Consider the following 25,877-nt stretch of genomic DNA (forward strand, 5'->3'; position numbering starts at 1 on the left):
AGCCGGTCAGCCGATCCGGTTGCGGTGGAGGCCCGACGCGATCACGGTAAGCGACCGTAGCGGCTCGGCGGTCTCCGGCCGGGTGCGCAGCAGGTCCTCCAGGCGGACCCGCCAGCGGCCGGCTTCGACGGCGGCAGCCTCGGGCGTGGTCCGGGCCCACGGCTGGAGCCGTCGCCGGGTGTCCTGGAGGGAGCCGGCGTGTTCGGGGCCGAGCAGCGCGCCGACTTCGGCGCACAACCAGTCGAAGAGTCGGTCGTCGGGGACGGCCGAGACGATCAGGCGGGCCATGTCCCAGGCCACGCGGGGGTGGTGGAGTACCTGCATGCCGGCTCCTGCGTCGAGGGTGACGGTTCGACCATCATCGATCCACGACCGGCCCGGGGGCAACACCCGACCGGCGGAGTACGGCTCGGCCGGGTGCCGCAGCGGCGGGGCCTGGTCCGGCCCGGGTCACCGTCGGTCGGGCCTCACCAGGCGACGCCGATGCCGTCGCCGGGGTACCAGTGGTCGAGCGGGGTCTCCCGGTAGGCGAGGAACCGGCGGCCGGTGCGTTCGGCGTGTTCGGCGAGCACCCCGGTGGTGGTGACGTTGTCGGTGAGCAGGATCGCGCCGGGGGCCAGCTTCGGCTCGACGGCGTCGAACTCGCGGCGTTCGTGGTCGTGGCTGTGGTCGCTGTCGTGCAGGAACAGGTCGACCGGCCGCTCCAGGGCGGCGATCGCGGTGACCGAGTCGCCGACCACCAGGTCGACCATGTCGGACCAGGGCGCGCTGCGGGCCAGGTAGCCGGCCTCGGGGTTGACGTCCAGCGAGGTGAGCCGGCCGGAGTGCCCCTCGGCGGCGTTGCGCAGCAGGGCGGCGGCCAGGACGCAACTGCCCAACCCCTTGTCGGTGCCGGTCTCGACGACGTGGGTGGGCCGGGTGGCCCGGACGATCGCGTACCAGCCGACCCGGCGGGCGTAGTGGACCCGGCGGTCGGCCAGGCCGCGTCGGGCGGACCGGGCGGTGGTCTGTTCGATGTGCCGGCGCAGCGCCGCGTCACCGGTGATCTCGGTGAGGTAGCTCCGGACCCGGGCCACCGGGACGTCGCAGACCACGCTGACGAACCAGGTCAGGTGCTCCCGGCTGAGCCGGGTGAGGTCGTAGGTGTAGTTGTGGTGCTCCCGGGAGGTGGCCAGCCAGCGGGCCGAGGTGCGCAGCACCTTCGCGTCGTAGCGGGCGACCCGGGCGAGCCGCCCGGGGAAGGCGGCCACCGGTGCCAGCGGGGTGCGGGCGATGGCCCGGCGCAGTCTCGTCGCATCCACGGCGCGGTTCTACCAGCCGCAGGTGACGGGCGGCTGAACGTCCAGCGTACGGCGGCTTTTCGGGCCTCGGGCCGTCGGGCGTACGCGGGCTGCCGTACGGGGTGACGGCTCAGTAACATGCGGCCGTGCCCGCAGGTGAGAACGTTTCGGAACCCACTGCGACCCCGTCCGCCGACGCCCCGGGGTCGCCGCCGGGGCGTCGGCGGGGCTGGCGGATCGCGCTGATCGTGCTGCTGGCGCTGGCCCTGCTCGGGGCGGGCGGCGTCGGCGCGGGCGCGCTCTATCTGCGCTCGGTCGACAACGACGTCGAGCGGGTGGACGCCTTCACCGGCGTGCCGACGCAGGACCGGCCGCCGGTGGTCGCCCGGGACGCCATGAACATCATGATCCTGGGCAGCGACTCGCGGGACCCGGAGCGGACCGAGGGGTCCCGTACCGACACGATCATCCTGGCCCACCTACCGAAGGACCGGAAGAGCGCTCAGCTCGTGTCGATCCCCCGGGACACCTGGGTCCGCGTACCCCGGTCGGCGGACGGCCGGCACGGCGGCCGGACCGCGAAGATCAACGCGGCGTACGCCTGGGGCGGCATCCCGCTGATGGTGCAGACCGTCGAGGAGTTCACCCGGGTCCACGTCGACCACGTGGCGGTGGTCGACTTCGCCGGCTTCCAGGAGATCATCGACGCCCTGGGCGGGGTGGACATCACCGTCGACCACCGGTTCACCTCGATCCATCCGCCGCTGCGCACCTTCCCCGCCGGTCGGCAGACGATGGACGGGGCGACGGCGCTGGACTACTCCCGCCAGCGCAAGCAGTTCCCCGACGGCGACTTCGCCCGGATCCGGCACCAGCAGCAGGTGATCCGGGCGATCCTCGACAAGGCGGCCGGCGGCGGCATCCTGACCAGTCCGGGCAAGCTCAACGACTTCGTCCGGGCCGCCTCGGCGTCGGTCTCCGTCGACCGGGAGATGTCGCTGCTGGAGCTGGCGACCGAGCTGCGCGGCCTGCGCGGCGGCAACCTCACCTTCGTCACCAGCCCGTCGCGGGGCACCGGCCGGGTGGGCACCGAGAGCGTGGTCTTCGCCGACGAGCGCAGGGCCGAGGCGTTCTACGACGCGGTCCGCCGGGACGCCACCGCCGAGATCGTCCGCGCCGCCCGCTGAGCCCGGCGTCAACCCGGTGATCGCCTCCGGGCGGGAAGGCAGTGCTTGCCTCTGAAATTTTTCATGCATAGAGTCGCGGCATGAATGAAGGAGCCGTCGCCGCGCCACCGGACCGGCTGCTCGACCTGTTCCACGGGGTCCGGCTCACCCCCACCCAGCGGCGCATCGCACACTGCCTGGTGCAGCACGCCGCCACCGTGGCCTACCTGTCGGCGGCCGAGGTGGCCGAGCTGGCCGGGGTCAGCCAGCCGTCGGTGACCCGGTTCGCCGTGGCGCTCGGCCACGACGGCTACCCGGCGCTGCGCCGCCGGCTACGCGAGCTGACCGCCGGCCCCGACGGCCGCGCCGACGACGGCAACGAACTGCAACGCGCGGTACGCGCCGAGATGGCGAACCTGGACCGGCTGGCCGGCGAACTGGCCGACCGGGACAAGATCACCGCCGCCGGCCGGCTGCTCGCGGCGAGCCGCCCGCTGCCGGTGCTCGGCCTGCGGGCCGCCGCGCCGCTGGCCGCCTACTTCGCCTACTTCGCCGCCAAGGTGCTGCCCGACGTCCGGGTCCTCGACGACGGTGGCAGCCTGCTCACCGACCGGCTCGAACAGGCCGCCTCGGCCGGGGCGGACGCGCTGCTCGCCTTCGTGCTGCCCCGCTACCCCCGGGAGACCCTCGACGCGCTGCGCGCGGCCCGCGACGCCGGCCTCACCGTCGTCGCGATCACCGACTCCCCGGTCAGCCCCGCCACCGAGTACGCCGAACTGGTGCTCCCCGCCGCCGTCGGCACCGACCTCGTCTTCGACCTGCACACCGCCCCGATGACCCTGGCCATGGTGGTGCTCCAGGCGATCTGCGACGCCGCCCCGATCCAGACCCAGCGCCGCCTGGAGGCGTTCGAGTCGTCCGCCGCCCGCCGTCAGTTGTTCCTCGGCTGAGAGGAGTACGCCATGCACCAGCCCGTCCGTGCCGCCCGTGGCACCACCCGTACCGCGCAGGGGTGGCCGCAGGAGGCCGCCCTGCGGATGCTGATGAACAACCTCGACCCGGAGGTGGCCGAACGCCCCGACGACCTGGTGGTCTACGGCGGCACCGGGAAGGCGGCCCGGGACTGGCCGTCGTACCACGCGCTGGTGCGCACCCTCACCGGGCTGCGCGACGACGAGACGATGCTGGTGCAGTCCGGCCGCCCGGTCGGGGTCATGCGCACCCACGAGTGGGCCCCCCGGGTGCTGCTGGCCAACTCCAACCTGGTCGGCGACTGGGCCACCTGGCCCGAGTTCCGCCGCCTGGAATCCCTCGGCCTGACCATGTACGGGCAGATGACCGCCGGCTCGTGGATCTACATCGGCACCCAGGGCATCCTCCAGGGCACCTACGAGACGTTCGCCGCCGTCGCCGCGAAGTGCTTCGGCGGCAGCCTCGCCGGGACGCTGACCCTCACCGCCGGCTGCGGCGGGATGGGCGGGGCGCAACCCCTCGCGGTCACCATGAACGACGGCGTCTGCCTGATCGTGGACGTCGACCGCACCCGGCTCGACCGGCGGATGCACGACCGCTACCTCGACGAGGTCGCCGACTCGCTCGACGACGCCGTCGCCCGGGTGCTGGCCGCGAAGCGGGACCGGCGGGCGCTCAGCGTCGGCGTGGTCGGCAACGCCGCCACCGTCTTCCCCGAACTGCTCCGTCGGGGCGTCGCGATCGACGTGGTCACCGACCAGACCAGCGCGCACGACCCGCTGTCGTACCTGCCGGAGGGGGTGGAACTGGCCGACGCCCGGGACTACGCGGCGGCCAAGCCGGCCGAGTTCACCGAGCGGGCGCGGGCGTCGATGGCGAAGCACGTCGAGGCGATGGTCGGCTTCCTCGACGCGGGCGCGGAGGTGTTCGACTACGGCAACTCGATCCGGGGCGAGGCGCAGCTCGGCGGGTACGCGCGGGCGTTCGACTTCCCCGGCTTCGTGCCGGCGTACATCAGGCCGCTGTTCTGCGAGGGCAAAGGGCCGTTCCGCTGGGCGGCGCTCTCCGGCGACCCGGCCGACATCGCCGCCACCGACCGGGCCATCCTCGACCTGTTCCCCGAGAACGAGTCCCTCGCGCGGTGGATGCGGCTGGCCGGCGAACGGGTCGCCTTCCAGGGGCTGCCGGCCCGGATCTGCTGGCTGGGCTACGGCGAGCGGGACGTCGCCGGGGTGCGGTTCAACGACATGGTCGCCGCCGGAGAGCTGTCCGCGCCGGTCGTGATCGGCCGGGACCACCTGGACTGCGGCAGCGTCGCCAGCCCGTACCGGGAGACCGAGGCGATGGCCGACGGGTCCGACGCGATCGCCGACTGGCCGCTGCTCAACGCACTGGTCAACACGGCCAGCGGCGCGTCCTGGGTGTCGATCCACCACGGCGGCGGGGTGGGCATCGGCCGGTCGCTGCACGCCGGTCAGGTCTGCGTGGCCGACGGCACCGCGCTGGCCGGGCAGAAGATCGAACGGGTGCTCACCAACGACCCGGCGATGGGGGTCATCCGGCACGTCGACGCCGGCTACGACACCGCCCGCGACGTCGCCGCCCGCACCGACGTCCGCATCCCCATGGCGGAGGGGACCCCGTGAGTGCGAGGAGCGCAGCGCAGCGGAGCACCGCAGTCACGAACAACGGAGGAACCCCGTGAGTGCGAGGAGCGCAGCGCAGCGGAGCACCGCAGTCACGAACAACGGAGGAACCCCGTGAGCGGCCTTGCCGTGAGGTTCCGGGAGTTGTGGGACGAGATCGCGCCGGTCGGCCGGGACGCCGGCAGCGGCGGCTATCTGCGGTACGCGCTGACCCCGCCGGAGCTGCGGCTGCGGGAGTGGTTCCGGGCGCAGGCCGACCTGCGGGGGATGCCGGTCAGCGAGGACGGCAACGGCAACCTGTTCGCCTGGTGGGGCGACCCGGACACCGACGGGCGGGCCGGCAGCAGGGCGGTGCTCACCGGCAGCCACTTCGACTCGGTACCGCACGGCGGGGCGTACGACGGGCCGCTCGGCATCGTCAGCGCGTTGCTCGCCGTGGACGAGCTGCGGGCCGCCGACGTCACCCCGGTCCGGCCGGTGGTGGTGGCCGCGTTCGTCGAGGAGGAGGGGGCCCGGTTCGGCGTACCGTGCCTGGGGTCGAGGCTGCTCACCGGCGAGATCGACGCCGACCGCGCGGCCGGGCTGCGCGACGCGGCCGGGGTGAGCTTCGCCGAGGCGCTCGGCCACCGGCCGGCGGGTGCCGACCCGGCGCTGCTCGGCCGGTTCGCCGCCTTCGTGGAGCTGCACGTCGAGCAGGGGCGGGCGCTGGTCGACGCCGACGCGCCGGTCGCGGTGGGCAGCGCCATCTGGCCGCACGGCCGGTGGCGCTTCGAGCTGCGCGGCGAGGGCAACCACGCCGGTACGACCCGGATGGGCGACCGCCGCGACCCGATGCTCACCTTCGCGTTCACCGTGCTCGCGGCGAACAAGGAGGCCCGGCTACGTGACGCGCACGCCACCGTCGGCCGGGTGGCGGTGGAACCCAACGCCACCAACGCGATCCCGTCGACGGTGACCGGCTGGCTGGATGCCCGGGCGGCGCAACCGGAGACCCTGGACGGCCTGGTCGAGGCGGTCCGGGCCAAGGCCGCCGAACGGGCCCGCCGCGACGGCACCGAGCTGACCGTCACCCGGGAGTCGGCCACGCCCCTGGTCACCTTCGACGGCGGGCTGGCCGACCGGCTGACGGAGCTGCTGGCCGCGCCGGTGCTGCCCACCGGGGCCGGTCACGACGCCGGAGTGCTCGCCGCGCACCTGCCCACCGCGATGCTGTTCGTCCGCAACCCGACCGGGGTGTCGCACTCCCCCGCCGAGTCGGCCACCGACGACGACTGCGCGGCCGGGGTGGTCGCGCTGGCCCGGGTGCTGGAGGAGCTGGCATGCCACTGACCCGTTGGCTGGCCGAGCAGGCGTGGCTGCCCGATCATGCCGCGCCGACCCCGGACGTGCTGATCGAGGCCGAGGACGGCCGGTTCACCGCCGTCACCCCGCTGGCCCGGGGCACGTCGCCGCTCACCGGGGTGGAGGTGCTCGCCGAGGCGGTACGGCTACCCGGCCTCACCCTGCCCGGCCTGGCCAACGCCCACTCGCACGCCTTCCACCGGGCGTTGCGCGGGCGTACCCACGGCGGGCGGGGTGACTTCTGGAGCTGGCGGGAACAGATGTACGCCGTCGCCGGCCGGCTCGACCCCGACGCGTACCTGGCGCTGGCCCGGGCCGCGTACGCGGAGATGGCGCTGGCCGGGGTGACCTGCGTCGGCGAGTTCCACTACCTGCACCACGGCCCCGACGGCCGGCCGTACGACGACCCGAACGCGATGGGCGCGGCGCTGGTCGAGGCGGCGGCCCAGGCCGGCATCCGGATCACCCTGCTGGACGCCTGCTACCTGACCGCCTCGGTGGCCGGGGAGCCGCTGGCCGGGGTGCAGCGGCGCTTCGGCGACGGGGACGCGCTGCGTTGGGCGGACCGGGTCGACGGGTTCCGGCCGGCCGGGCCGCACGCGCTGCGCGGGGCCGCGATCCACTCGGTACGCGCGGTGCCGGCCGACCAGCTCGCCACCGTCGCCGGGTGGGCGTACCGGCAGGGCGCCCCGCTGCACGTGCACCTGTCGGAGCAGCCGGCCGAGAACGACGCCTGCCGGGCGGCGCACGGGCGAACCCCGACCGGGCTGCTCGCCGACCGTGGCGTGCTCGGCCCGGACGTCACCGCCGTGCACGCCACCCATCCCACCAGCGCCGACCTGGCCCTGCTGGCCGAACACCGGACCGGGGTGTGCCTGTGCCCCACCACTGAACGGGATCTGGCCGACGGGATCGGGCCGGCCCGGCTGATGGCCGATGCCGGCATCCCGCTGAGCCTGGGCAGCGACAGTCACGCCGTGGTCGACCTGTTCGAGGAGGCCCGCGCGGTGGAGCTGGACGAGCGGCTGCGTACCCGGCGACGTGGGCACTTCACCGCCGCCGCGCTGCGCGACGCGGCCACCGTCTCCGGGCACGCCGCGCTGGGCTGGGCCGACGCCGGCCGGATCGCCGTCGGGGAACGCGCCGACCTGGTGACCGTACGGCTGGACAGCCCGCGTACCGCCGGGGTGCCGCCGGTGGGGGTGTTCTTCGCGGCCACCGCCGCCGACGTCGACCAGGTGGTGGTGGACGGGCGGCAGGTGGTACGCGACGGCCGGCACCTGACCGTGGACGTGCCGGCGGAGCTGCGCGCGGCGGTCGCGGCGGTGACCGGTGCCTAGCCGTACCGGGCCGGCGGCGGTCGCCACGCGGCGGTCGGCGGCGGGAGGTGTGTCGTGAGCAGTCTGCTGGTCGACGACATCGGCGAGCTGGTCACCAACGTGCCGACCCCCGGCGGCGGCCCGCTGGGCCTGCGGCGCGACGTAGCCCTGCTGGTGGAGGCGGGTCGGGTCGTCTGGATCGGGCCGGCCCGCTACGCCCCGGCCGCCGACCGGCGGATCGACGCCGAGGGCGGTGCGGTGCTGCCCGGGTTCGTGGACAGCCACGCGCACCTGGTGTTCGCCGGGGACCGGGCGGCCGAGTTCGCGGCCCGGATGGCCGGTGAGCCGTACACCGGGGGTGGCATCCGGACCACTGTCGGCGCGACCCGGGCTGCCTCCGACGACGACCTGCGGGACACCGTACGCCGGCTGCGCGACGAGGCGATGCGGCAGGGCACCACCACCATGGAGATCAAGAGCGGGTACGGCCTGACCGTCGCCGACGAGGCCCGCTCGCTGCGGATCGCCGCCGAGGTGACCGCCGAGACCACCTTCCTCGGCGCGCACGTCGTCCCCGCCGAGTACGCGGGCCGCCCCGACGACTACGTGGGGCTGGTCTGCGGACCGATGCTCACCGCCGCCACGCCGTACGCCCGCTGGGTGGACGTGTTCTGCGAGCGGGGCGCGTTCGACGCCGACCACGCGCGGGCCATCCTCACCGTCGGGCAGGCCGCCGGGCTGGGGTTGCGGTTGCACGCCAACCAGCTCGGCCCGGGGCCGGGGGTGCGGCTCGGGGTCGAGTTGGGCGCGGCCAGCGTCGACCACTGCACCCACCTGTCCGACGCCGACGTCGACGCGCTGGCCGGTTCGGCCGGCGCCGACGAGCCCACCGTGGCGACCCTGCTGCCGGGGGCGGAGTTCTCCACCCGGTCGCCGTACCCGGACGCCCGGCGGCTGCTCGACGCGGGGGTGACCGTGGCGCTGGCCACCGACTGCAACCCCGGGTCGTCGTACACCTCGTCGATGCCGTTCTGCATCGCGCTGGCCGTCCGCGAGATGCGGATGACCCCGGCGGAGGCGGTCTGGGCCGCGACGGCGGGCGGCGCGCGGGCGTTGCGCCGCACCGACGTCGGGCTGCTGCGCCCCGGGGCGCGGGCCGACCTGATGATCCTCGACGCCCCGTCCCACCTGCACCTGGCCTACCGGCCCGGTGTTCCCCTGATCCGCCAGGTTCTGCACAACGGAGTGCCGCAATGTCGACTGTGACCGTCCAGCCCACCGGGATCACCCCCGCCGACGTGCTCGCCGTGGCACGGGGTGACGCCCGGGTCGTCCTCGCCCCGGCCGCCGTCGACGCGATGGCCGCCAGCCGACACATCGTGGACGGCATCGAGGCCGCCGGCCGCCCGGTGTACGGCGTCTCCACCGGATTCGGGGCGTTGGCGAACACGTTCGTCGCCCCGCAGCGCCGGGCCGAGTTGCAGCACGCGCTGATCCGCTCGCACGCCGCCGGGATCGGCGCGCCGATGCCCCGCGAGGTGGTCCGGGCGATGATGCTGCTGCGGGTCCGTTCGCTGGCGTTGGGCCGCTCCGGGGTCCGGCCGCTGGTCGCGCAGGCGCTGGTCGACCTGCTCAACGCCGACGTCACCCCGTGGGTGCCGGAGCACGGGTCGCTCGGCGCGTCAGGTGACCTGGCCCCGCTGGCGCACTGCGCGCTGGCGCTGCTCGGCGAGGGATGGGTGCTCGGCCCGGGCGGCGAGCGGGTCGACGCCGCCGACGCGCTGCGCGATGCGGGGCTGACCCCTGTCGCGTTGGCCGCCAAGGAGGGGCTGGCGCTGATCAACGGCACCGACGGCATGCTCGGCATGCTGCTGCTGGCCATCGCGGACGCCCGGCACCTGTTCGCCATGGCCGACGTGACCGCCGCGCTGGCCATCGAGGCGATGCTCGGTTCGGAACGGCCATTCCTGCCCGAGCTGCACACGATCCGGCCGCACCCCGGGCAGGCCGCGTCGGCGGCGAACATCCACCGGTTGCTCCAGGACTCCCGGGTGATGGACTCGCACCGCGACGACCTGGCGCACGCCGTGCAGGACGCGTACTCGATGCGGTGCGCCCCGCAGGTGGCCGGCGCGGCCCGCGACACCCTCGACTTCGTCGCGACAGTGGCCGACCGGGAGCTGGTCTCGGTGGTGGACAACCCGGTGGTGCTGCCGGACGGCCGGGTCGAGTCGACAGGCAACTTCCACGGCGCCCCGCTCGGCTTCGCCGCCGACTACCTGGCCATCGCCGCCGCCGAGGTGGGGGCGATCGCCGAACGCCGGGTCGACCGGCTGCTCGACGTGACCCGCAACCGGGACCTGCCGGCGTTCCTGTCCCCCGACGCCGGGGTGAACTCCGGGCTGATGATCGCCCAGTACACGGCCGCCGGGATCGTCGCGGAGAACCGCCGGCTGGCCGCGCCCGCCTCGGTCGACTCGCTGCCCACCAGCGGCATGCAGGAGGACCACGTCTCGATGGGCTGGGCGGGGGCCAAGAAGCTGCGTACCGTGCTGGACAACCTCACCAGCCTGCTCGCCGTCGAGCTGCTGGCGGCCGTCCGGGGACTCCAGCTGCGCGCGCCGCTGACGCCGTCACCGGCCGGGCGGGCCGCGCTGGACGCGCTCGGCCCGGCGGCCGGCGCGCCCGGCCCGGACGTCTTCCTCGCCCCGGTGCTGGCGGCGGCCCGGTCGGTGCTGGCCAGCCCGGACCTGCGCGCCGCCATCGAACGGGAGGTCGGCCCGCTGCGCTGACCGCCCCGGCCGCACAGCCGTCCACATCGGCCGCCGCCGCCCGTTCCCACGGACCCCACCGGGGCACGGGACCGGGCTGGCGGGCGGCGCGCGGTCCCGGGACGCGCTCCGGGGGCGCGGTCCGCCGCCCGGCCCGGTCAGCTCGCGGGCAGCACCTTGGCGGCCAGCTTCGCCAGCTCGCGCAACGCCTTGCCCCGGTGGCTGATCGCGTCCTTCTCCTGCGGGGTCAGCTCCGCGTTGGTCCGCTCCTGGCCGTCGCCCACGAAGATCGGGTCGTACCCGAAGCCGCCCTCGCCGCGCGGGGCGCGCAGCAGCCGGCCGGGCTGGCGGCCGTCGACCAGGTGCTCCTTGCCGCCGGGCAGCACCAGCGCCACGGTGCAGACGAACGACGCCCCCCGGTGCTCGTCGGGCAGGTCGGCGATCTGGTCCAGCACCAGCTGGAGGTTGGCCCGGTCGTCGCCGTGCCGGCCGGCCCACCGGGCGCTGAACACCCCGGGCATGCCGTTGAGCGCGTCGACCGCGATGCCCGAGTCGTCGGCGATGGTGGGCAGGCCGGTGCGCCGGCAGCCCTCCCGGGCTTTGATCAGGGCGTTCTCGCCGAAGGTGAGGCCGGTCTCGGGCAGCTCCGGGTACTCCTCGACGTCGTCGAGGCCGAGCAGGGCGATCCGGTGCGCGCCGAGCGCGCCGTCCAGGATGCGCTGCAACTCCACCAGCTTCTTACGGTTGCGGGTGGCGAGCAGGACCTTGTTCATGATGCGAGAGCCTTCCGCTGCGCCTCGGCCAGTTCCAGACAACCCAACGACGCGACGTCCAACAACGCATCGAGCTGCGCCCGGGAGAAGACACCGTCCTCGCCCGTACCCTGCACCTCGACGAAATCGCCGTCGCCGGTGCAGACGACGTTCATGTCCACCTCGGCGGCGACGTCCTCGACGTAGCAGAGGTCGAGCAGGGGTTCCCCGGCGACGATCCCGACGCTGACCGCGGCCACCGACCGGTGCATCACCTTCTCCGGCCTGCCGGCCAACGACTTGCGGCCGGCCAGCCAGCTCACCGCGTCGTAAAGGGCGACGTACGCGCCGGTGATCGAGGCGGTCCGGGTGCCGCCGTCGGCCTGGAGCACGTCACAGTCGAGCACGATCGAGTTCTCGCCGAGCGCCTTGAGGTCGACGCAGGCGCGCAGGCTGCGGCCGATCAGCCGGGAGATCTCGTGGGTCCGCCCACCGATCTTGCCGCGGACGCTCTCCCGGTCGGAGCGGGTGTTGGTGGCCCGGGGCAGCATCGCGTACTCGGCGGTCACCCAACCGAGCCCGGAGCCCTTGCGCCAGCGGGGCACGCCCTCGGTGACGCTGGCGGTGCAGAGCACCCGGGTGCCGCCGAACTCGACGAGCACCGAGCCCTCCGGGTGGGTGCTCCAGCCCCGGGTCAACGTCACAGGTCGGAGTTGGTCGGGCCGCCGCCCGTCAGGTCGCGCCATCCCTGCACCCTATGCGGTCACATGATCGGCGCTTGCCCGGGTGCCCGGGTGCGCTCAGATGTCGTAGCTGGCGCCGGCCCGCACCACTTCCAGCGGCCCGGTGAACGACCCGGCTGCCGAGGCGACGGTGTGCGACTCGCTGCCCCAGGCCGCCACCAGGTGGGTCAACAGCAGCCGGCCCACTCCCGCCTTGGTGGCCGTCTCGCCCGCCTCCCGGCCGGTCAGGTGCAGATCCGGCGGGTTGTCCACCCCGTCGAGGTAGCTAGCCTCGCAGAGGAAGACGTCGGCGTCCTGGGCGAGCCGCAGCAGGGCGTCACAGGGTGCGGTGTCCGAGGAGTAGCAGAGCACCCGGCCCTCGTGCTCCAGCCGCACCCCGTACGTCTCGATCGGATGGTTGACCCGGTCGACGGTGACGGTGAACGGGCCGATCGGGAAGGTGCCCGGCTGGAGGCCGTAGAACTGGTAGACGTCCTCCACGTTGCTGTCGTCCTGGCCGTAGGCGGTGGCGAGCCGGTCCGGGGCGCCCGACGGGGCGTAGACCGGCAGCGGCGGGTAGGGCCCGTCGGGGGCGTACCGCCTGACCACCACGTACGAGGCGGCGTCGAGGATGTGGTCGCAGTGCAGGTGGGTGAGGAGGATGGCGTCCGGGGCGTGCAGGCCGGCGTACCGCTGGAGGGTGGACAGTGAGCCCGGCCCGAAGTCGACGAGCAGCCGGAAACCCTGCGCCTCGATGAGGTAGGCGGAGCAGGGGGATTCGGGGCCGGGGAAGCTTCCCGCACAGCCCAGGACGGTCAGCCGCATCCGGTCGCCCCACAATTACGGTATGTAGTCGACACGCCGGAGTCAGCACCGATTATGATCTCTACCGACGCGTACGCCACGGTGCGCAGCCTACGCGCAGCGACGGCAGGGCAAGAATCATCTTCTGGAAGTTGTCATCAACGTGACACCCGGAGGGCCGACCGACGCCTCCGCCGACCGGCCCCACACGGGTCATGCCCAGAGCTGCCCCTCCAGGGCGTTCTCGGCGTCGGCGAGGGTGCCGCCGTACGCCCCGGTGGAGAGGTACTTCCAGCCACCGTCACAGACCACGAAGGCGACGTCGGCCCGTCGGCCGTCCCGCACCGCCTCGTGCGCCACCGACAGGGCGGCGTGCAGGATCGCCCCGGTGGAGAAACCGGCGAAGATCCCCTCCACCTCCACCAACTGCCGGGTACGCAGCACCGCGTCCCGGGTGCCGACGGAGAAGCGCCTGGTGAGAACCGACGCGTCGTACAACTCGGGGACGTAACCCTCGTCGATGTTGCGCAGGCCGTAGACGAGTTCGCCGTAGCGCGGCTCGGCGGCCACCACCTGGATACCCTCGACCTTCTCCCGCAGGAACCGCCCGGTGCCCATCAGGGTGCCGGTGGTGCCCAGGCCCGCCACGAAGTGCGTGATGGTGGGCAGGTCGTGCAGCAGTTCCGGGCCGGTGGTCTCGTAGTGGGCGCGGGCGTTGGCCTCGTTGCCGTACTGGTAGAGCATCACCCAGTCCGGGTGGTCGAGCGCGATCTGCTTCGCCGTGGCGACCGCCTGGTTCGAGCCGCCCGCCGCCGGCGAGAAGATGATCTCGGCGCCGTACATCCGGAGCAGCTGGACCCGCTCGGTGGAGACGTTCTCCGGCATCACACAGACCAGCCGGTAGCCGCGCAACTTGGCCACCATGGCCAGTGAGATACCGGTGTTGCCGCTGGTCGGCTCCAGGATGGTGTCGCCGGGGCGGAGCCGGCCGGCCTGCTCGGCCGCGCGGACCATGAACAGGGCCGCGCGGTCCTTGATGCTGCCTGTCGGGTTCCGGTCCTCCAGCTTGGCCCACAGCCGCACCGGCGGCGCCCCGTCGGGCACCGTCGGCGAGAGCCGGGGCAACCCCACCAGGGGGGTGCCGCCGCAGGCGTCGAGCAGGCTGTCGTACCGCGCCATGACGCCCGCCCTCAGCGGGGGGCGACGGCCGCGCGCCGTGCCGCCACCGCCGCGGTGGCCGCACGGTGCTGGCTGATCGCCGCCGCGGCGGCGAAGCCGAACGCCCCACCGGCGACGGCCGGCAGGACGGTGACGCTGTCGCCGTCGTTGAGCTTGGCGTCCAGCGCGCCCAGGAAACGGACGTCCTCGTCGTTGACGTAGACGTTGACGAAGCGGTGCAGCGCCCCGGCGTCGGTGACCAGCCGGGCCTTCAGGCCGGCGTGCCGGGTGTCCAGGTCGGTGAGCAGGTCGCCCAGGGTGTCCCCGGTGCCCTCGACGACCTTCGCGCCGCCGGTGTAGCTGCGCAGGATGGTGGGGATGCGAACCTCGATGGCCATGACGTACTCCTTGGTCGGGTGTGCCTCGGTGCCGGACGGAACAGGGTGTGCGGAGCTGGGGGTCAGCTGCCGGAACACTCGTAGTCGACCGTCGCCGGGCTCTGCCCGAACATGTAGGACTGGACCGCGTGCGGGTCCACCCCGGCGTCCACGATCCGTACCGGCTCCTCGGTCACCACGCCGTCGACGATCCGGAAGGAGCGGATCTCCTCGGTGTCCGGTTCGCGGGTGGAGACCAGCAGATAGTGCGCGCCCGGCTCACCGGCGAAGGCGACGTCCGTGCGGGACGGGTACGCCTCGGTGGCGGTGTGCGAGTGGTAGATGACGACCGGTTCCTCGTCGCGGTCGTCCATCTCCCGCCACACCCGCAGGTGCTCCATCGAGTCGAACTCGTAGAAGGTCATCGAGCGGGCCGCGTTGTCCATCGGGATGTGCCGGGTCGGGGTGTCGCCGCCCACGGGTCCGGCGACCACCCCACACGCCTCGTCCGGGTGGTCCCGGCGCGCGTGGGCGACGATCGCGTCGACGATCGACCGGTCGATGCTCAGCACGTGGCCCAGCCTAGCGCCCACCCGCCGGGCCCGGCGAGGCGGTGACCGTCACAGTTCAGTCGATCATGGCGTTGAGCAGGGATTCCTGGAGATAACCCAGATAGGCGTAGACCGACAGTTGGAACACCCGTGACGAGGTGGGGTCGTCGGCGACCGCGTCGTCGAGCTCCTCGCCCAGGTCGGTGCCGTCCTTGATCTCCAGCCGGACGCCCATCGCCAGCCGGGCGTCGTTGAGCGCCCGCAGCCACGCCTCGGCCGCCTCGGCGTCCAGCCGCACCTCGCCACCGGCCGACTCGGGCAGCGCGGCCAGCACCGCGCCCGCCTGGTCGATCTTGGCAGTCTTCAGGTCACCCTCGGTGTACCGGCGGAACTCCGCCGTGCCGGCCGGATCGTCCGGATAGGCGTCGGGGAAGAGCCGCCCGACGACCGGGTCGGTGTGGTCGAAACCGTCGGTGAGCAGGCCGACCACCTCGGTTGCGACCTTGCGCAACACCCGGACCTCGTCGACGGCGAAGGTCGCCACGTAACAGCCGCCCTGGCGGCGGAACATGCTCACCGCGTCAACCCCCATCGCCACCGCCGGACCCGCGGACCCGGCTCACTCCGCACACTCATGACCACCCTGGCTCGCGACTGCGGGGCTCGCAAACCCGGCTCACTCCTCGCGCTCACGACCACCCTGGCTCGCGACTGCGGGGCTCGCAAACCCGGCTCACTCCTCGCGCTCACGAACGGTCCACCGTCGCCCAGAGGCCGTAGGCGTGCAACTGCGACGCATCGTGCTCCATCCGCTCCCGGGCGCCGCTGGAGACCACCGCCCGACCCTTGTGGTGCACGTCCAGCATCAGCTTCTCGGCCTTTTCCCGGCTGTACCCGAACAACTTCTGGAAGACCCAGGTCACGTACGTCATGAGGTTGACCGGGTCGTCCCAGACGATCGTCACCCACTGCCGGTCCTCGACCGGCACCTCGTCGGTGTCCGGCGTCTCGACCGGGGCAACCTGTGGAGCGGCCATGTCCCCCATCGTGCCACCGGAAGCGGCGATCCGATGAACCGGAACGCCGGGGCGGCCCGGATCACCCTCCCGAGCTGCGGAAACCGGGCGGGGTGCCGACACGGCGGGGATACGCACCGGGACACCCGGCTCAGGCGAGCAGGATGCCGTGGTCGAGAGCGTCGGTCAGGACCGCGTCGAGCGCGAGCCGGAACGCCTCGAACCGCCGCGACACCTCGCGGGACAACTCCAGCTCGACCTCGCGCAGCGCCCGTTGCACCCAGGAGCGGGCGGCGTTCGGATCGTCGTTGCCGGGGCTGCGCCAGTGCTGCCAGCACCCGCCGGACAGGGCGACCCCGATCCGGGGCAGCACCTCGGTCCGGGGCGCCCCGGGATGACCGAGCAGGGCGTCCAGCGCGCCGGCCCCGGGCAGCACCGCCACCCCGGCGGTGCCGGTGACCAGGAGCACCCGGTCCAGTTCCTGACCGGACGGATGGTCGGCCAACCCCCACCGGACGGCCGCGCCGATGCGCTGGCGTACCCCCTCGGCGACCGGTCCGCCGAAGATCCGGGCGGTGGCGCCGTCGAGGATCTCCCGGACGACCCGGTCCTGCTGTTGGGTCGCGAGCAGGGAGAGCGCCTCCAGCTCCCGGTCGAGCAGTTGCGGCAGGCCCGCGCAGCCCACCCCGAAGACGATCTCCTGGACGGCCCGCAGGTGGATGTTGGCCAGTTCGAGCGCGAGCTGCTGACGGATGCCGCGGGCACGCAGCCGGCTCTGCCGCGCCAACCCGTCGGCCCAGTCGTCACCTGGTGGTTCGGGGGCCACCGGCACCCGCCCGTGCGCGCCGGGCGGCACGGGCGGCCGGGAGCTCGCCCGACGCAGTCCCTCGATGGCCGACCAGCCGACCAGCGCCCGGCGCAGGGCCGGATGCTCGGCCCGGTGCACCGGGTACCAGTCGGCCTCGGCCAGCTCCGGCACCGCCGACAGCAGCGTGGCCCGGTGGGCCGCGACGGTCACCGCAACCGGGTCGACCGGGCCGCCGGCCGGGGGCGCGTCGGGCGGCGACGCGAGCGCCACCCCGGTGTCATCGGTCGCGGCCGGCTCCGTCGCCGCCCAGCCGCCCGCGCCGGGGGTCACCACGAAGAAGACCCGTACCCGACTTCGCGCCACCTCGGCGATCAGGTGCAGTTCGACGGCGGTGAAGGTCTGGTCGGCGCCGATCACGAACAGCAGCGCGCCGGCCCGGACAACCGCGTCGAGCAGGACCCGGCCACCGGCGACGCCGAGGGTGTCGGTGTCCGGTGTGTCGAGTACCGCGAAGTGCCGCAGCAGCGGTTCCGGCAGGCTCAGCTCGACCCGGCGGGGCGTGCGGGCCAGCGCCGGGCCGGCGGCGGCCTGGTCGGCACCGTAGGAGTGCGGCTGCCGGTAGCCGGGCACGTACGCCGCCCGGGTCGCCACCCGGGCGTGCCGGACCAGCAGGCAGCTGCCCGCCGGGGTGGCCAGCATTCCGGAGGGGACCCCGAGCAGCGCAGCGAGCACCTCGCGGCGGGCCGCCCCGGCCGGGCCGGCGGCCACCACGGCCAGCGGCTCGTCGGGGTCGACCTCGACGGCCCACGGGTGCGCCGGGAGCGGGCCGCGGGACGGCAGCTCCGCGGCGTCGGGATGGTCGGACGGTTCGTCGGTCATGTCGACCCCGGAGAGTGGACCGGGCTTCATTCGGCCTCCGCTCGACGCGGGCGTCTGGCTGCACCCGCGGTAGGACGTCCGATCGGTGACGATGGGCTGCGGGAAGGTTACGGGCCGCACCCGGTTCCACCGGAACATCTCGGGTACTCAGCAGTAACTGCGACATTACTCAACTTCACAGCGTGATCGGGTGTCTCCGGACCGATTTACATCGATATGCTGCTCGGATGAGTCGGTGGAGTTTCGTCGGCCGAACGGATGAACTCAACCGTCTGTTGGCAGCGGTGCACGAGAGTCGGGGGCAGGGGCTCTTCTTCAGCGGCAGCGCCGGGGTCGGCAAGAGCCGGCTGCTCCGCGAGGCGGTGGCGGCACTGTCTCCCGAGCGGTACGCGCTGTCGTTCGTCGCGGCGAGCACGGCCACCGCGGCACTGCCGTTCGGCGGGCTCGCCCCGGTGCTGCCGGCCGAGCAGCCACCCGGGCTCTCCCCCGCCGGGGTGCTGCGCTGGGGCGTCGACGTGCTCCAGGAGCAGGCGGCCGGGCGGCGCATCGTGCTCGCCATCGACGACGCCCACCTGCTCGACCCGCCCTCGGCGGCGCTGGTCCACCTGCTCGCCCGCGCCGAGAACACCACCGTGCTGGGCACCCTGCGCAGCGGCGAGCAGATCCCGCTGCCGATCCGGGCACTGTGGACCGACGACCTGGTCGGGCACGCCGAGCTTGCCCCGCTCGGCCCGGATGAGACCACCGGCCTGCTCGCCGCCCTGCTGGACGGGCCGGTCGACGCCGGCTCCGCCGAGCGGCTGTTCCGCCTCTCCGCCGGCAACCCGCTGCTGCTGCGGGAGCTGGTGCTGGCCGCCACCACCGGAGGCGAACTGGTCCGCACCTACGGGGTCTGGCGGTGGACCGGCCGGCTGGAGCTGGCCCCCAGCCTCACCGACCTGATCGACACCCGGATCGGCCAGTTGGACCCCGTGGTCCGGGCGGTGGTGGAGCTGGTCGCCTTCGGTGAGCCGCTCGGCCTGCGCCTGCTCGATAGGGCCGCCGACCCGGCCGCCGTGGAGGTCGCCGAGGAACGCGGGCTGATCGCCGTCGTGCCCGACGACCGGCGGATGGACGTCCGGCTCGCCCACCCGCTGTACGGCGAGGTGATCCGCCGTCGCTGCCCGGTCAGCCGGACCCGCCGCCTGAAGGCCCAGCTCGCCGACGAGGTGGAGGCGGCCGGCGCCCGCCGCCGGGGCGATCTGCTCCGGGTGGCGGTGTGGCGGCTCGATTCCGGCAGCGTCCAGGACCCGGCCCTGCTGCTGCACGCCGCCGTCCAGGCGTTCACCAGGTACGACGTGCCGCTGGCCACCCGGCTGGCCCGGGCCGCGCTCGACGCCGACGGTGGCTACGACGCCGCCGAACTGCTCGCCACCATCCTGATGTTCGGCGACCGACCGGCCGAGGCGATCAGCGTGCTCGACGCGGTGGCCGACGACATCGCCTGCGAGGAGCGCCACAGCCGCTGGCTCACCGTGCGCGGGATGGTCAGCTACTGGGGGCTCAGCGAACGATCCACGGTGGACACCGTCGCGGCGGCCGGGCGGGCCCTGACCGACCCCGGACACCAGGCCCGGGTCCGCGCCTTCGAGGCGATCATGCGGCTGCACGGCCTGGAGGTCGACACCGCGCTGCGGCTTGGCCGGTCGGTGCTGGACCGGCCGGCCGCCAGCGTCGCCGCCCGGGAGCTGGCCCGGTGCACCATCGCCCACGCCGACGCGGTGCACGGCCGGTTCCGGGCCAGCGCCACGGCGATCGACCGGGTGCAGGCGGAGGCGGCGAACTGGCGGGCCGACATGCCGTACCTGCAACTGGCCATGGAACTGGCCCGGGGCACCCGGCTGGCGCTCTCCGGGGACCTCCCCGGGATCGACGCCATCGTGGCCGACGAGTTCGCCGACCAGGCCGACGCCGGGGACTTCCGGCTCGGCACCGGCTACCTGTCCATCCTCCAGGCGTACGCGGCGCGGCTGCGCGGTCGGGGCGACCACGCGCTCAAGGCCAGCCTCGGCGCGTGCGCGGTGCTCGCCACCAGCCGGGTCTTCGCCGGACTGGCGCACGCCGAACGGGCCCAGGCGGCGGTGTTGCGGGGCGACCCGGCGACCGCCGTGGAGGCGATGGCCGAGGCCGACCGGACCCAGGCCCCCGGCATGGCGGTGCTCCAGCCGTGGCTGGAACAGGCCCGGGCCGCCGTGCTGGCCGCCGGGGGTGACCAGGCCGGGGCGGCGCGGCACCTCGGTGTGCTGGTCGACCGGTTGCGCGCCGACGGGTTCGCCGGCCACGAGGTGCTGGTGCTGCACGACCTGGTCCGGCTCGGCCGGGCCACCGCCCCGGTGGGGCCGACCTGCACCGACGGCAGCCGACGTACGGTGGCGCAGCGGCTGACCGAACTCTCCGAGACCGTCGACGGGGCGCTGACCCCGCTGCTCGCCCGGCACGCGCGGGCCGCCGCCGCACGTGACGGGGAGGCCCTGCTGGAGGTGGCGGACAGCCTCGCGAAACTCGACCTGACGGTCTGGGCGGTCGACGCCACGGCGACGGCGCTGCACGGGTGGCGACGGGACCGCTCGACGTCGGCCGCCGCCGCGCACGAACGGCTCGCCGCCCTGCTCACCCGCTGCGACGAGATCCGCACCCCGGCGCTTGACGCGTTGCGGCCCACGCTCAGCGGCCGGGAACTGGAGGTCGCCCTGCTCGCCGCCGCCGGGGTCACCAGCCGGGCCATCGCGGGCCGGCTGTTCCTGTCGCCCCGGACGGTGGAGAACCATCTCCAGCGGGTCTACAGCAAGCTCGGCATCACCGGCCGGGCCGGGTTGGGGGCGGCGCTGCGGGCGATCCCGGGCCACGGCGACGGTCCGACCAGCTGAACTCTAGGCTGGGCTGGTGAGCCACCTACGCCCCGCGCTGCTGACCGACCACTACGAGCTGACCATGGTCAGTGCCGCCCTGCGCGACGGCACCGCCGACCGCCGGTGCACCTTCGAGGTGTTCAGCCGGCGACTGCCCGCCGGACGCCGGTACGGGGTGGTCGCGGGGACCGGCCGCCTGATCGACATGGTCAGGGAGTTCCGGTTCGCCCCGGAGGAGGTCGAGTTCCTGCTGCGTACCGGGGTGGTGGACGAGCCGGCCGCCAGGTGGCTGGCCGACTACCGGTTCACCGGCGACATCGACGGGTACGCCGAGGGTGAGCTGTTCTTCCCCGGCTCCCCGATCCTCACCATCTCCGGCGGCTTCGCCGAGTGCGTGGTGCTGGAGACGCTGGTGCTGTCGGTGCTCAACCACGACTGCGCGGTGGCCGCGGCAGCCGCCCGGATGGTCACCGCGGCCCGGGGCCGGGCCCTGATCGAGATGGGTTCCCGGCGGGCCCACGAGGAGGCGGCGGTGGCCGCCGCGCGGGCGGCGTACCTGGCCGGGTTCCGGTTCACCTCCAACCTGGCCGCCGGCCAGCGCTACGGCATCCCCACCGCCGGGACCGCCGCGCACGCGTTCACCCTGCTGCACGACGACGAGCGGACGGCGTTCGCCTCGCAGGTCGCCACGCTGGGTCGGGACACCACGCTGCTGGTTGACACGTACGACATCAGGCAGGGCATCCGCAACGCCATCGAGGTGGCCGGGCCGCAGCTGCGGGCGGTCCGGATCGACTCCGGGGACCTGGCGGTCATCGCCCACCAGTCCCGGGAACTGCTCGACTCGCTCGGCGCCACCGAGACGAAGATCATCGTTTCGGGGGATCTCGACGAGTACGCCATCGCCGCGCTCGCCGCCGAACCTGTCGACATGTACGGCGCGGGCACCGCCGTGGTCACCGGCTCCGGCGCGCCCACCGCCAGCCTCGTCTACAAGCTGGTCGAGGTGGACGGGCGGCCGGTGGTCAAGCGTTCCGAGAACAAGGCCACCATCGGGGGCCGGAAGGTCGCGGTACGCCGGCACAAGCCGACCGGCACCGCCACCGAGGAGGTCGTGGTCTCGCAGGGGGTACCGGACCGGCAGGCCAACGACCGGTTGCTCCAGCACTCGTACGTGGTCGACGGCGAACCGGTCGACCTGCCGGGCATCGAGCAGTCCCGCGAGCACCTGCGCCAGTGCCTGATCTCGATCCCGTGGGAGGGGTTGAAGCTCTCCGCCGGTGATCCGGCGATCCCGGTCACGGTCGTGCCGGCCGGTTGAGCCGCCGGGGCAGACTGGGTCGTGCCGCAGGTGGGGTCACCGGCGGTGAGCGGAGAGAAAGGGCACCGATGGCCAACGCGCTGATCATCGTGGACGTGCAGAACGACTTCTGTGAGGGCGGTTCCCTCGCCGTCGCCGGGGGCGCGGGTGTCGCCGCCGGCATCTCGGGTCTGCTGGCCGGGGAGCCGCAGCGGTGGGACCACGTGGTCGCCACCAAGGACTACCACGTCGACCCGGGGGCGCACTTCGGCGATCCGCCGGACTACGTCGAGTCGTGGCCCCGGCACTGCGTGGTCGGCACCCCGGGCAGCGAGTTCCACCCCGACCTGGTGACCGACCGGGTCGAGGCGGTCTTCCACAAGGGTGAGCACGCCGCCGCGTACTCCGGGTTCGAGGGGCACGCCGACGACGGCGAGTGCCTGGCCGACTGGCTGCGCCGGCACGACGTGGACCGGGTCGACGTGGTCGGCATCGCCACCGACCACTGCGTCCGGGCCACCGCCCTGGACGCCGCCCGGGAGGGCTTCGCCACCACCGTGCTGCTCGACCTGACGGCGGCGGTCGCGCCGGCGACGCTGGACGTGGCGCTGCGGGCGATGGACGGGGCCGGGGTGACCCTGCGCGGGGAGCCGGTGATCAGCGCCGCATGAGCAGGTAATCGCTTGCCGATGTCGTACCCCCGGTCGAGGATGACCGCCGGAGGTACGGAGCATCATGACGTTGACGCCTTACCGGCAGGCCCTGGCCCAGCCCGGTCTGCGGGCCCTGCTGCTGGTGGCGGTGCTGGCCCGCATCCCGCTCACGGCGACGGGGGTGACGCTCACCTTCTACGTGGTGCTGGAGCTGGGCCGGGGTTACGGTGCCGCCGGCCTGGTCGGTGCCGCCTCGGTCGCCGGTGCGGCCATCGGCTCGCCCCTGCTCGGCCGGCTGGTCGACAGGCGTGGCCTGCGCCCGGTGGTCGCGGTGACCACCGTCGTCGAGGCGGCGTTCTGGGTGAGCGCCCCGACGCTGAGCCTGCCGCTGCTGCTGCCCGCCGCGTTCGTGGCCGGCCTGTTCGCGCTGCCGGTCTTCTCGGTGGTCAGGCAGTCGATCGCCGCGCTGGTGCCGGCGCAGCGCCGCCGTCCCGCGTACGCGCTGGACTCGATGTCGATGGAGCTGTCCTTCATGATCGGGCCGGCGCTGGCCGTGGCGCTGGCCACCGCCGTGTCGCCCCGGGTCACGCTCTGGGCGGTCGGCGCGGGCATCGTCGGCGCGGGCATCGCACTCTGGCTGCTCGACCCGCCGACGCGCGGCGCCGACGAACCGGTCGGCCCGCAGCCCCGGGTGCCCCGGCGGCAGTGGCTGACCAGCCGGCTGCTCGCGGTGTTCGCGGTGAGCGCCGCTGCGACCCTGGTGCTCGGCGGCACCGACGTGGCGGTGGTGGCGGTGCTGCGGGCCGGCGGTGAGGTCGGCTGGACCGGCGCGGTGCTCACCGCCTGGGCGATCGCCTCGCTGGTCGGCGGCTTCGCCTACGGAGCCGTCCGCCGCTCCTTCTCCCCGCTGGCGCTGGCCGCCCTGCTCAGCCTCTGCACCATCCCGGTCGGGTTGGGTGGCGGCCACTGGTGGCTGCTCTGTCTGACCCTGCTGCCGGCCGGCGCGCTCTGCGCCCCCACCATCGCCGCCACCGCCGACGCGGTCAGCCGGCTCGCCCCGGCCGGGGTACGCGGTGAGGCGATGGGCCTGCACGGCTCCGCCACCACCGTCGGTATCGCGCTCGGCGCGCCGCTGGCCGGCGCGGTGATCGACGCCTCGGCACCGCTCTGGGGTTTCGTGGTCACCGGGGCGGTGGGGCTGCTGGTGACCCTGGCGGTGCTACCCGTGGTGCTTTCCCGCCGCCGCCCACCCGCCGCCCCGGCATCCACCCTGTCCACGCCGGCACCAGAACCGGCACCGGCGGCCTGAGCCACCGCCCGCCGACCCGCCCGTAGCCGCGTCACGGCCGGCACCGCCCGGGTGGCAGGCGGCGCGCGGTGCTGGCGGCACCCGGCTGCCGTAGGTGCGCGGTGGCCGGTGGTGCGCGGTCCGTCGCAACCCGGGATACCTTCACCGTTGAGCGGTATGCCGCAGAGTCATAGATATGACTCTGCGGCATACCGCTCAACCGGGAGTGGGTCACCCCGGCGGGTTCGCACCAGTGGGAGGCGGGACCGGAACGTGAGCTCCACCGGGCTCCCCGGCCCCCGTCATCGCGAGTAACGGCGAAGGGCACCGCGCCCCGGTGGGGTGCGGTGCCCTTCGGCGGTTCGTGCCGAGCGTCAGCGCTGGTCGAGGTTCCCGGCGGTGTCCTCCTGGTAGCTGGCACCACCGTTGACCTCGCTGGTCAGTGGCTTGGCACCACCCTCCGGCGGGCCGGCGAGGCTCTGCCCGGCGGCCAGCTCGGGGAACTTCGCGTCGAACGCCGGGCGCTCGGAACGGATCCGGGGCATCCGGTCGAAGTTACGCAGCGGCGGCGGGGAGCTGGTCGCCCATTCCAGCGAGTTGCCGTGGCCCCACGGGTCGTCCACCTCGACGACCGGCCCGGTCTTGTACGACTTCCAGCAGTTCCAGATGAACGGCAGGGTCGAGATACCGGTGATGAACGCGCCGATCGTGGAGATCATGTTGAGCGTGGTGAAGCCGTCGCTGGGCAGGTAGTCGGCGTACCGACGGGGCATGCCCTCGGCACCGAGCCAGTGCTGCACCAGGAAGGTGGTGTGGAAGCCGATCATCGTGAGCCAGAAGTGAATCTTGCCCAGGCGCTCGTCGAGCATCCGGCCGAACATCTTCGGGAACCAGAAGTAGATGCCGCCGAAGACGGCGAACACGATGGTGCCGAAGAGCACGTAGTGGAAGTGCGCCACGACGAAGTAGTTGTCGTGCAGGTGGAAGTCGAGCGGCGGGCTGGCCAGCAGCACCCCGGTCAGACCGCCGAAGAGGAAGGTCACCAGGAAGCCGATGGCGAACAGCATCGGCGTCTCGAAGGTGATCTGGCCCCGCCACATGGTGCCGATCCAGTTGAAGAACTTCATGCCGGTCGGTACGGCGATCAGGTAGCTGAGGAAGCTGAAGAACGGCAGCAGCACCTGACCGGTGGCGAACATGTGGTGCGCCCAGACGCTCATCGACAGGGCGGCGATGGCGATGGTGGCGGCGACGAGGCCCTTGTAGCCGAAGATCGGCTTGCGGGAGAAGACCGGGATGATCTCGGTGATGATGCCGAAGAACGGCAGCGCGATGATGTACACCTCGGGGTGGCCGAAGAACCAGAAGAGGTGCTGCCACAGCATCGGGCCGCCGGTGGCCGGGTCGTAGACGTGCGCGCCGAGCAGCCGGTCCGCGGCCAGCGCGAAGAGCGCGGCGGCCAGCAGCGGGAAGACCAGGATCGCCAGCAGGCTGGTGACCAGCATGTTCCACGTGAAGATCGGCATCCGGAACATGGTCATGCCGGGGGCGCGCAGGGTCAGGATCGTGGTGATCAGGTTGACCGCGCCGAGGATGGTGCCCAGACCCGAGATGGCCAGGCCGACCACCCACATGTTCGCGCCGACGCCTGGCGAGTGCTCGATGCTGCTCAGCGGGGTGTAGGCGGTCCAACCGAAGTCGGCGGCACCACCCGGGCTAAGGAAGCCGGCGGTGGCCATCGTGCCGCCGAACAGGTACAGCCAGTAGGCGAAGGCGTTCAGCCGGGGGAACGAGACGTCGGGGGCACCGATCTGCAACGGCACGACGTAGTTGGCGAACGCGAACACGATCGGGGTCGCGAAGAACAGCAGCATGATCGTGCCGTGCATGGTGAACAGCTGGTTGTACTGCTCCGGCGACAGGAACTGCATGCCCGGCCGCGCCAGCTCGGCTCGCATGATCAGGGCCATCAGGCCACCGATCATGAAGAACACGAACGCGGTGACCATGTACATGATCCCGATCTGCTTCGCGTCCGTGGTGCGCAGCAGCCGCGCGATGGCCGACCCCTTGACCGGCTCTCGGACCGGCCATGGCCGGGTCACGACCGGCTTGGGTGCGACGGTGGTCACGAATGGCCTCCGGTTCTCGGTTGTCCCGCTCGGCACGCCTCGTCAACTGCGGGC

23 protein-coding genes are annotated in these 25,877 nt (G+C 73.5%); 11 read left to right on the forward strand and 12 right to left on the reverse strand.

Annotation, left to right across the window (positions count from 1 at the left end; all coding sequences use genetic code 11):
- Positions 1-6: 6 nt before the first annotated feature.
- Positions 7-324: a hypothetical protein gene (locus ACWCHM_RS21925; RefSeq protein ID WP_088641769.1), complete on the reverse strand. Its 318-nt coding sequence runs from the start codon at positions 322-324 to the stop codon at positions 7-9.
- 143 nt (positions 325-467) lie between these two features.
- Complete coding sequence (locus ACWCHM_RS21930; RefSeq protein WP_454219635.1) at positions 468-1,301, reverse strand: O-methyltransferase; 834 nt, start codon at positions 1,299-1,301, stop codon at positions 468-470.
- A gap of 125 nt (positions 1,302-1,426) precedes the next feature.
- On the opposite strand from ACWCHM_RS21930, the gene ACWCHM_RS21935 reads away from it, so the two are divergent.
- The 7 genes from ACWCHM_RS21935 to hutH all read left to right on the forward strand — a co-directional run bounded on the left by ACWCHM_RS21935 (position 1,427) and on the right by hutH (position 10,516).
- On the forward strand, positions 1,427-2,467 hold the full coding sequence (locus tag ACWCHM_RS21935; RefSeq protein ID WP_454219636.1) for an LCP family protein: 1,041 nt from the start codon (positions 1,427-1,429) through the stop codon (positions 2,465-2,467).
- An 80-nt stretch (positions 2,468-2,547) separates the two neighbouring features.
- Entirely contained in the window at positions 2,548-3,396 is an 849-nt protein-coding gene (locus tag ACWCHM_RS21940) for a MurR/RpiR family transcriptional regulator (RefSeq protein WP_454219637.1), read from the forward strand.
- A 12-nt stretch (positions 3,397-3,408) separates the two neighbouring features.
- On the forward strand, positions 3,409-5,064 hold the full coding sequence (gene hutU, locus ACWCHM_RS21945; protein WP_454219638.1) for a urocanate hydratase: 1,656 nt from the start codon (positions 3,409-3,411) through the stop codon (positions 5,062-5,064).
- A 114-nt stretch (positions 5,065-5,178) separates the two neighbouring features.
- A complete protein-coding gene (locus ACWCHM_RS21950) occupies positions 5,179-6,393 on the forward strand; it encodes an allantoate amidohydrolase (protein ID WP_454219639.1) in 1,215 nt (404 codons plus the stop codon).
- Entirely contained in the window at positions 6,390-7,745 is a 1,356-nt protein-coding gene (locus ACWCHM_RS21955; protein WP_454223137.1) for a formimidoylglutamate deiminase, read from the forward strand. Before ACWCHM_RS21950 ends, ACWCHM_RS21955 begins: the two co-directional genes overlap by 4 nt.
- Before the next feature lie 54 nt (positions 7,746-7,799).
- Entirely contained in the window at positions 7,800-8,990 is a 1,191-nt protein-coding gene (gene hutI / locus ACWCHM_RS21960) for an imidazolonepropionase (protein WP_454219641.1), read from the forward strand.
- Positions 8,978-10,516 (forward strand): histidine ammonia-lyase, encoded by a 1,539-nt coding sequence (gene hutH, locus ACWCHM_RS21965; RefSeq protein ID WP_454219643.1) that lies wholly within the window; start codon positions 8,978-8,980, stop codon positions 10,514-10,516. The genes hutI and hutH overlap by 13 nt, the downstream gene beginning before the upstream one ends.
- Before the next feature lie 137 nt (positions 10,517-10,653).
- Here hutH and rdgB read toward each other — a convergent pair whose 3' ends face one another.
- The 9 genes from rdgB to ACWCHM_RS22010 form a co-directional block, all read right to left on the reverse strand.
- Entirely contained in the window at positions 10,654-11,268 is a 615-nt protein-coding gene (gene rdgB / locus ACWCHM_RS21970) for an RdgB/HAM1 family non-canonical purine NTP pyrophosphatase (RefSeq protein ID WP_204927209.1), read from the reverse strand.
- Positions 11,265-11,993, reverse strand: coding sequence for a ribonuclease PH (rph, locus tag ACWCHM_RS21975; protein ID WP_204956647.1), 729 nt, complete (start codon positions 11,991-11,993; stop codon positions 11,265-11,267). The genes rdgB and rph overlap by 4 nt, the downstream gene beginning before the upstream one ends.
- 54 nt (positions 11,994-12,047) lie before the next feature.
- Positions 12,048-12,794, reverse strand: coding sequence for an MBL fold metallo-hydrolase (locus tag ACWCHM_RS21980; RefSeq protein WP_204956646.1), 747 nt, complete (start codon positions 12,792-12,794; stop codon positions 12,048-12,050).
- Between the two features lie 192 nt (positions 12,795-12,986).
- Positions 12,987-13,952, reverse strand: coding sequence for a PLP-dependent cysteine synthase family protein (locus tag ACWCHM_RS21985; RefSeq protein WP_204956645.1), 966 nt, complete (start codon positions 13,950-13,952; stop codon positions 12,987-12,989).
- 11 nt (positions 13,953-13,963) lie between these two features.
- Positions 13,964-14,329 carry a MoaD/ThiS family protein gene (locus ACWCHM_RS21990; protein ID WP_204956644.1) on the reverse strand — a complete coding sequence of 122 codons (366 nt, stop codon included), beginning with the start codon at positions 14,327-14,329 and terminating at the stop codon, positions 13,964-13,966.
- Positions 14,330-14,391: 62 nt separating this feature from the next.
- Positions 14,392-14,880, reverse strand: coding sequence for a Mov34/MPN/PAD-1 family protein (locus ACWCHM_RS21995; protein ID WP_204927214.1), 489 nt, complete (start codon positions 14,878-14,880; stop codon positions 14,392-14,394).
- A 55-nt stretch (positions 14,881-14,935) separates the two neighbouring features.
- Positions 14,936-15,430, reverse strand: a complete 495-nt coding sequence (locus ACWCHM_RS22000) for a DUF2017 domain-containing protein (RefSeq protein WP_204927332.1) — start codon at positions 15,428-15,430, stop codon at positions 14,936-14,938.
- Between the two features lie 175 nt (positions 15,431-15,605).
- Positions 15,606-15,896 (reverse strand): ATP-dependent Clp protease adapter ClpS, encoded by a 291-nt coding sequence (gene clpS, locus ACWCHM_RS22005; protein WP_088641781.1) that lies wholly within the window; start codon positions 15,894-15,896, stop codon positions 15,606-15,608.
- A gap of 130 nt (positions 15,897-16,026) precedes the next feature.
- Positions 16,027-17,592, reverse strand: a complete 1,566-nt coding sequence (locus ACWCHM_RS22010; protein WP_454219645.1) for a hypothetical protein — start codon at positions 17,590-17,592, stop codon at positions 16,027-16,029.
- A gap of 197 nt (positions 17,593-17,789) precedes the next feature.
- On the opposite strand from ACWCHM_RS22010, the gene ACWCHM_RS22015 reads away from it, so the two are divergent.
- From ACWCHM_RS22015 to ACWCHM_RS22030, 4 genes are all read left to right on the forward strand, one after another.
- Positions 17,790-20,468 (forward strand): LuxR C-terminal-related transcriptional regulator, encoded by a 2,679-nt coding sequence (locus ACWCHM_RS22015; protein ID WP_454219647.1) that lies wholly within the window; start codon positions 17,790-17,792, stop codon positions 20,466-20,468.
- 16 nt (positions 20,469-20,484) lie between these two features.
- Positions 20,485-21,771 carry a nicotinate phosphoribosyltransferase gene (locus ACWCHM_RS22020; protein WP_204956641.1) on the forward strand — a complete coding sequence of 429 codons (1,287 nt, stop codon included), beginning with the start codon at positions 20,485-20,487 and terminating at the stop codon, positions 21,769-21,771.
- 68 nt (positions 21,772-21,839) lie between these two features.
- Positions 21,840-22,421, forward strand: a complete 582-nt coding sequence (locus ACWCHM_RS22025) for an isochorismatase family protein (RefSeq protein ID WP_454219648.1) — start codon at positions 21,840-21,842, stop codon at positions 22,419-22,421.
- 64 nt (positions 22,422-22,485) lie between these two features.
- Positions 22,486-23,712: an MFS transporter gene (locus tag ACWCHM_RS22030; RefSeq protein ID WP_204956639.1), complete on the forward strand. Its 1,227-nt coding sequence runs from the start codon at positions 22,486-22,488 to the stop codon at positions 23,710-23,712.
- 353 nt (positions 23,713-24,065) lie between these two features.
- On the opposite strand, the gene ctaD is transcribed toward ACWCHM_RS22030, so the two are convergent.
- On the reverse strand, positions 24,066-25,823 hold the full coding sequence (gene ctaD / locus ACWCHM_RS22035; RefSeq protein ID WP_204956638.1) for an aa3-type cytochrome oxidase subunit I: 1,758 nt from the start codon (positions 25,821-25,823) through the stop codon (positions 24,066-24,068).
- Positions 25,824-25,877 lie beyond the last annotated feature (54 nt).

The sequence above is a fragment of the Micromonospora sp. SCSIO 07396 genome (genome assembly GCF_053667945.1).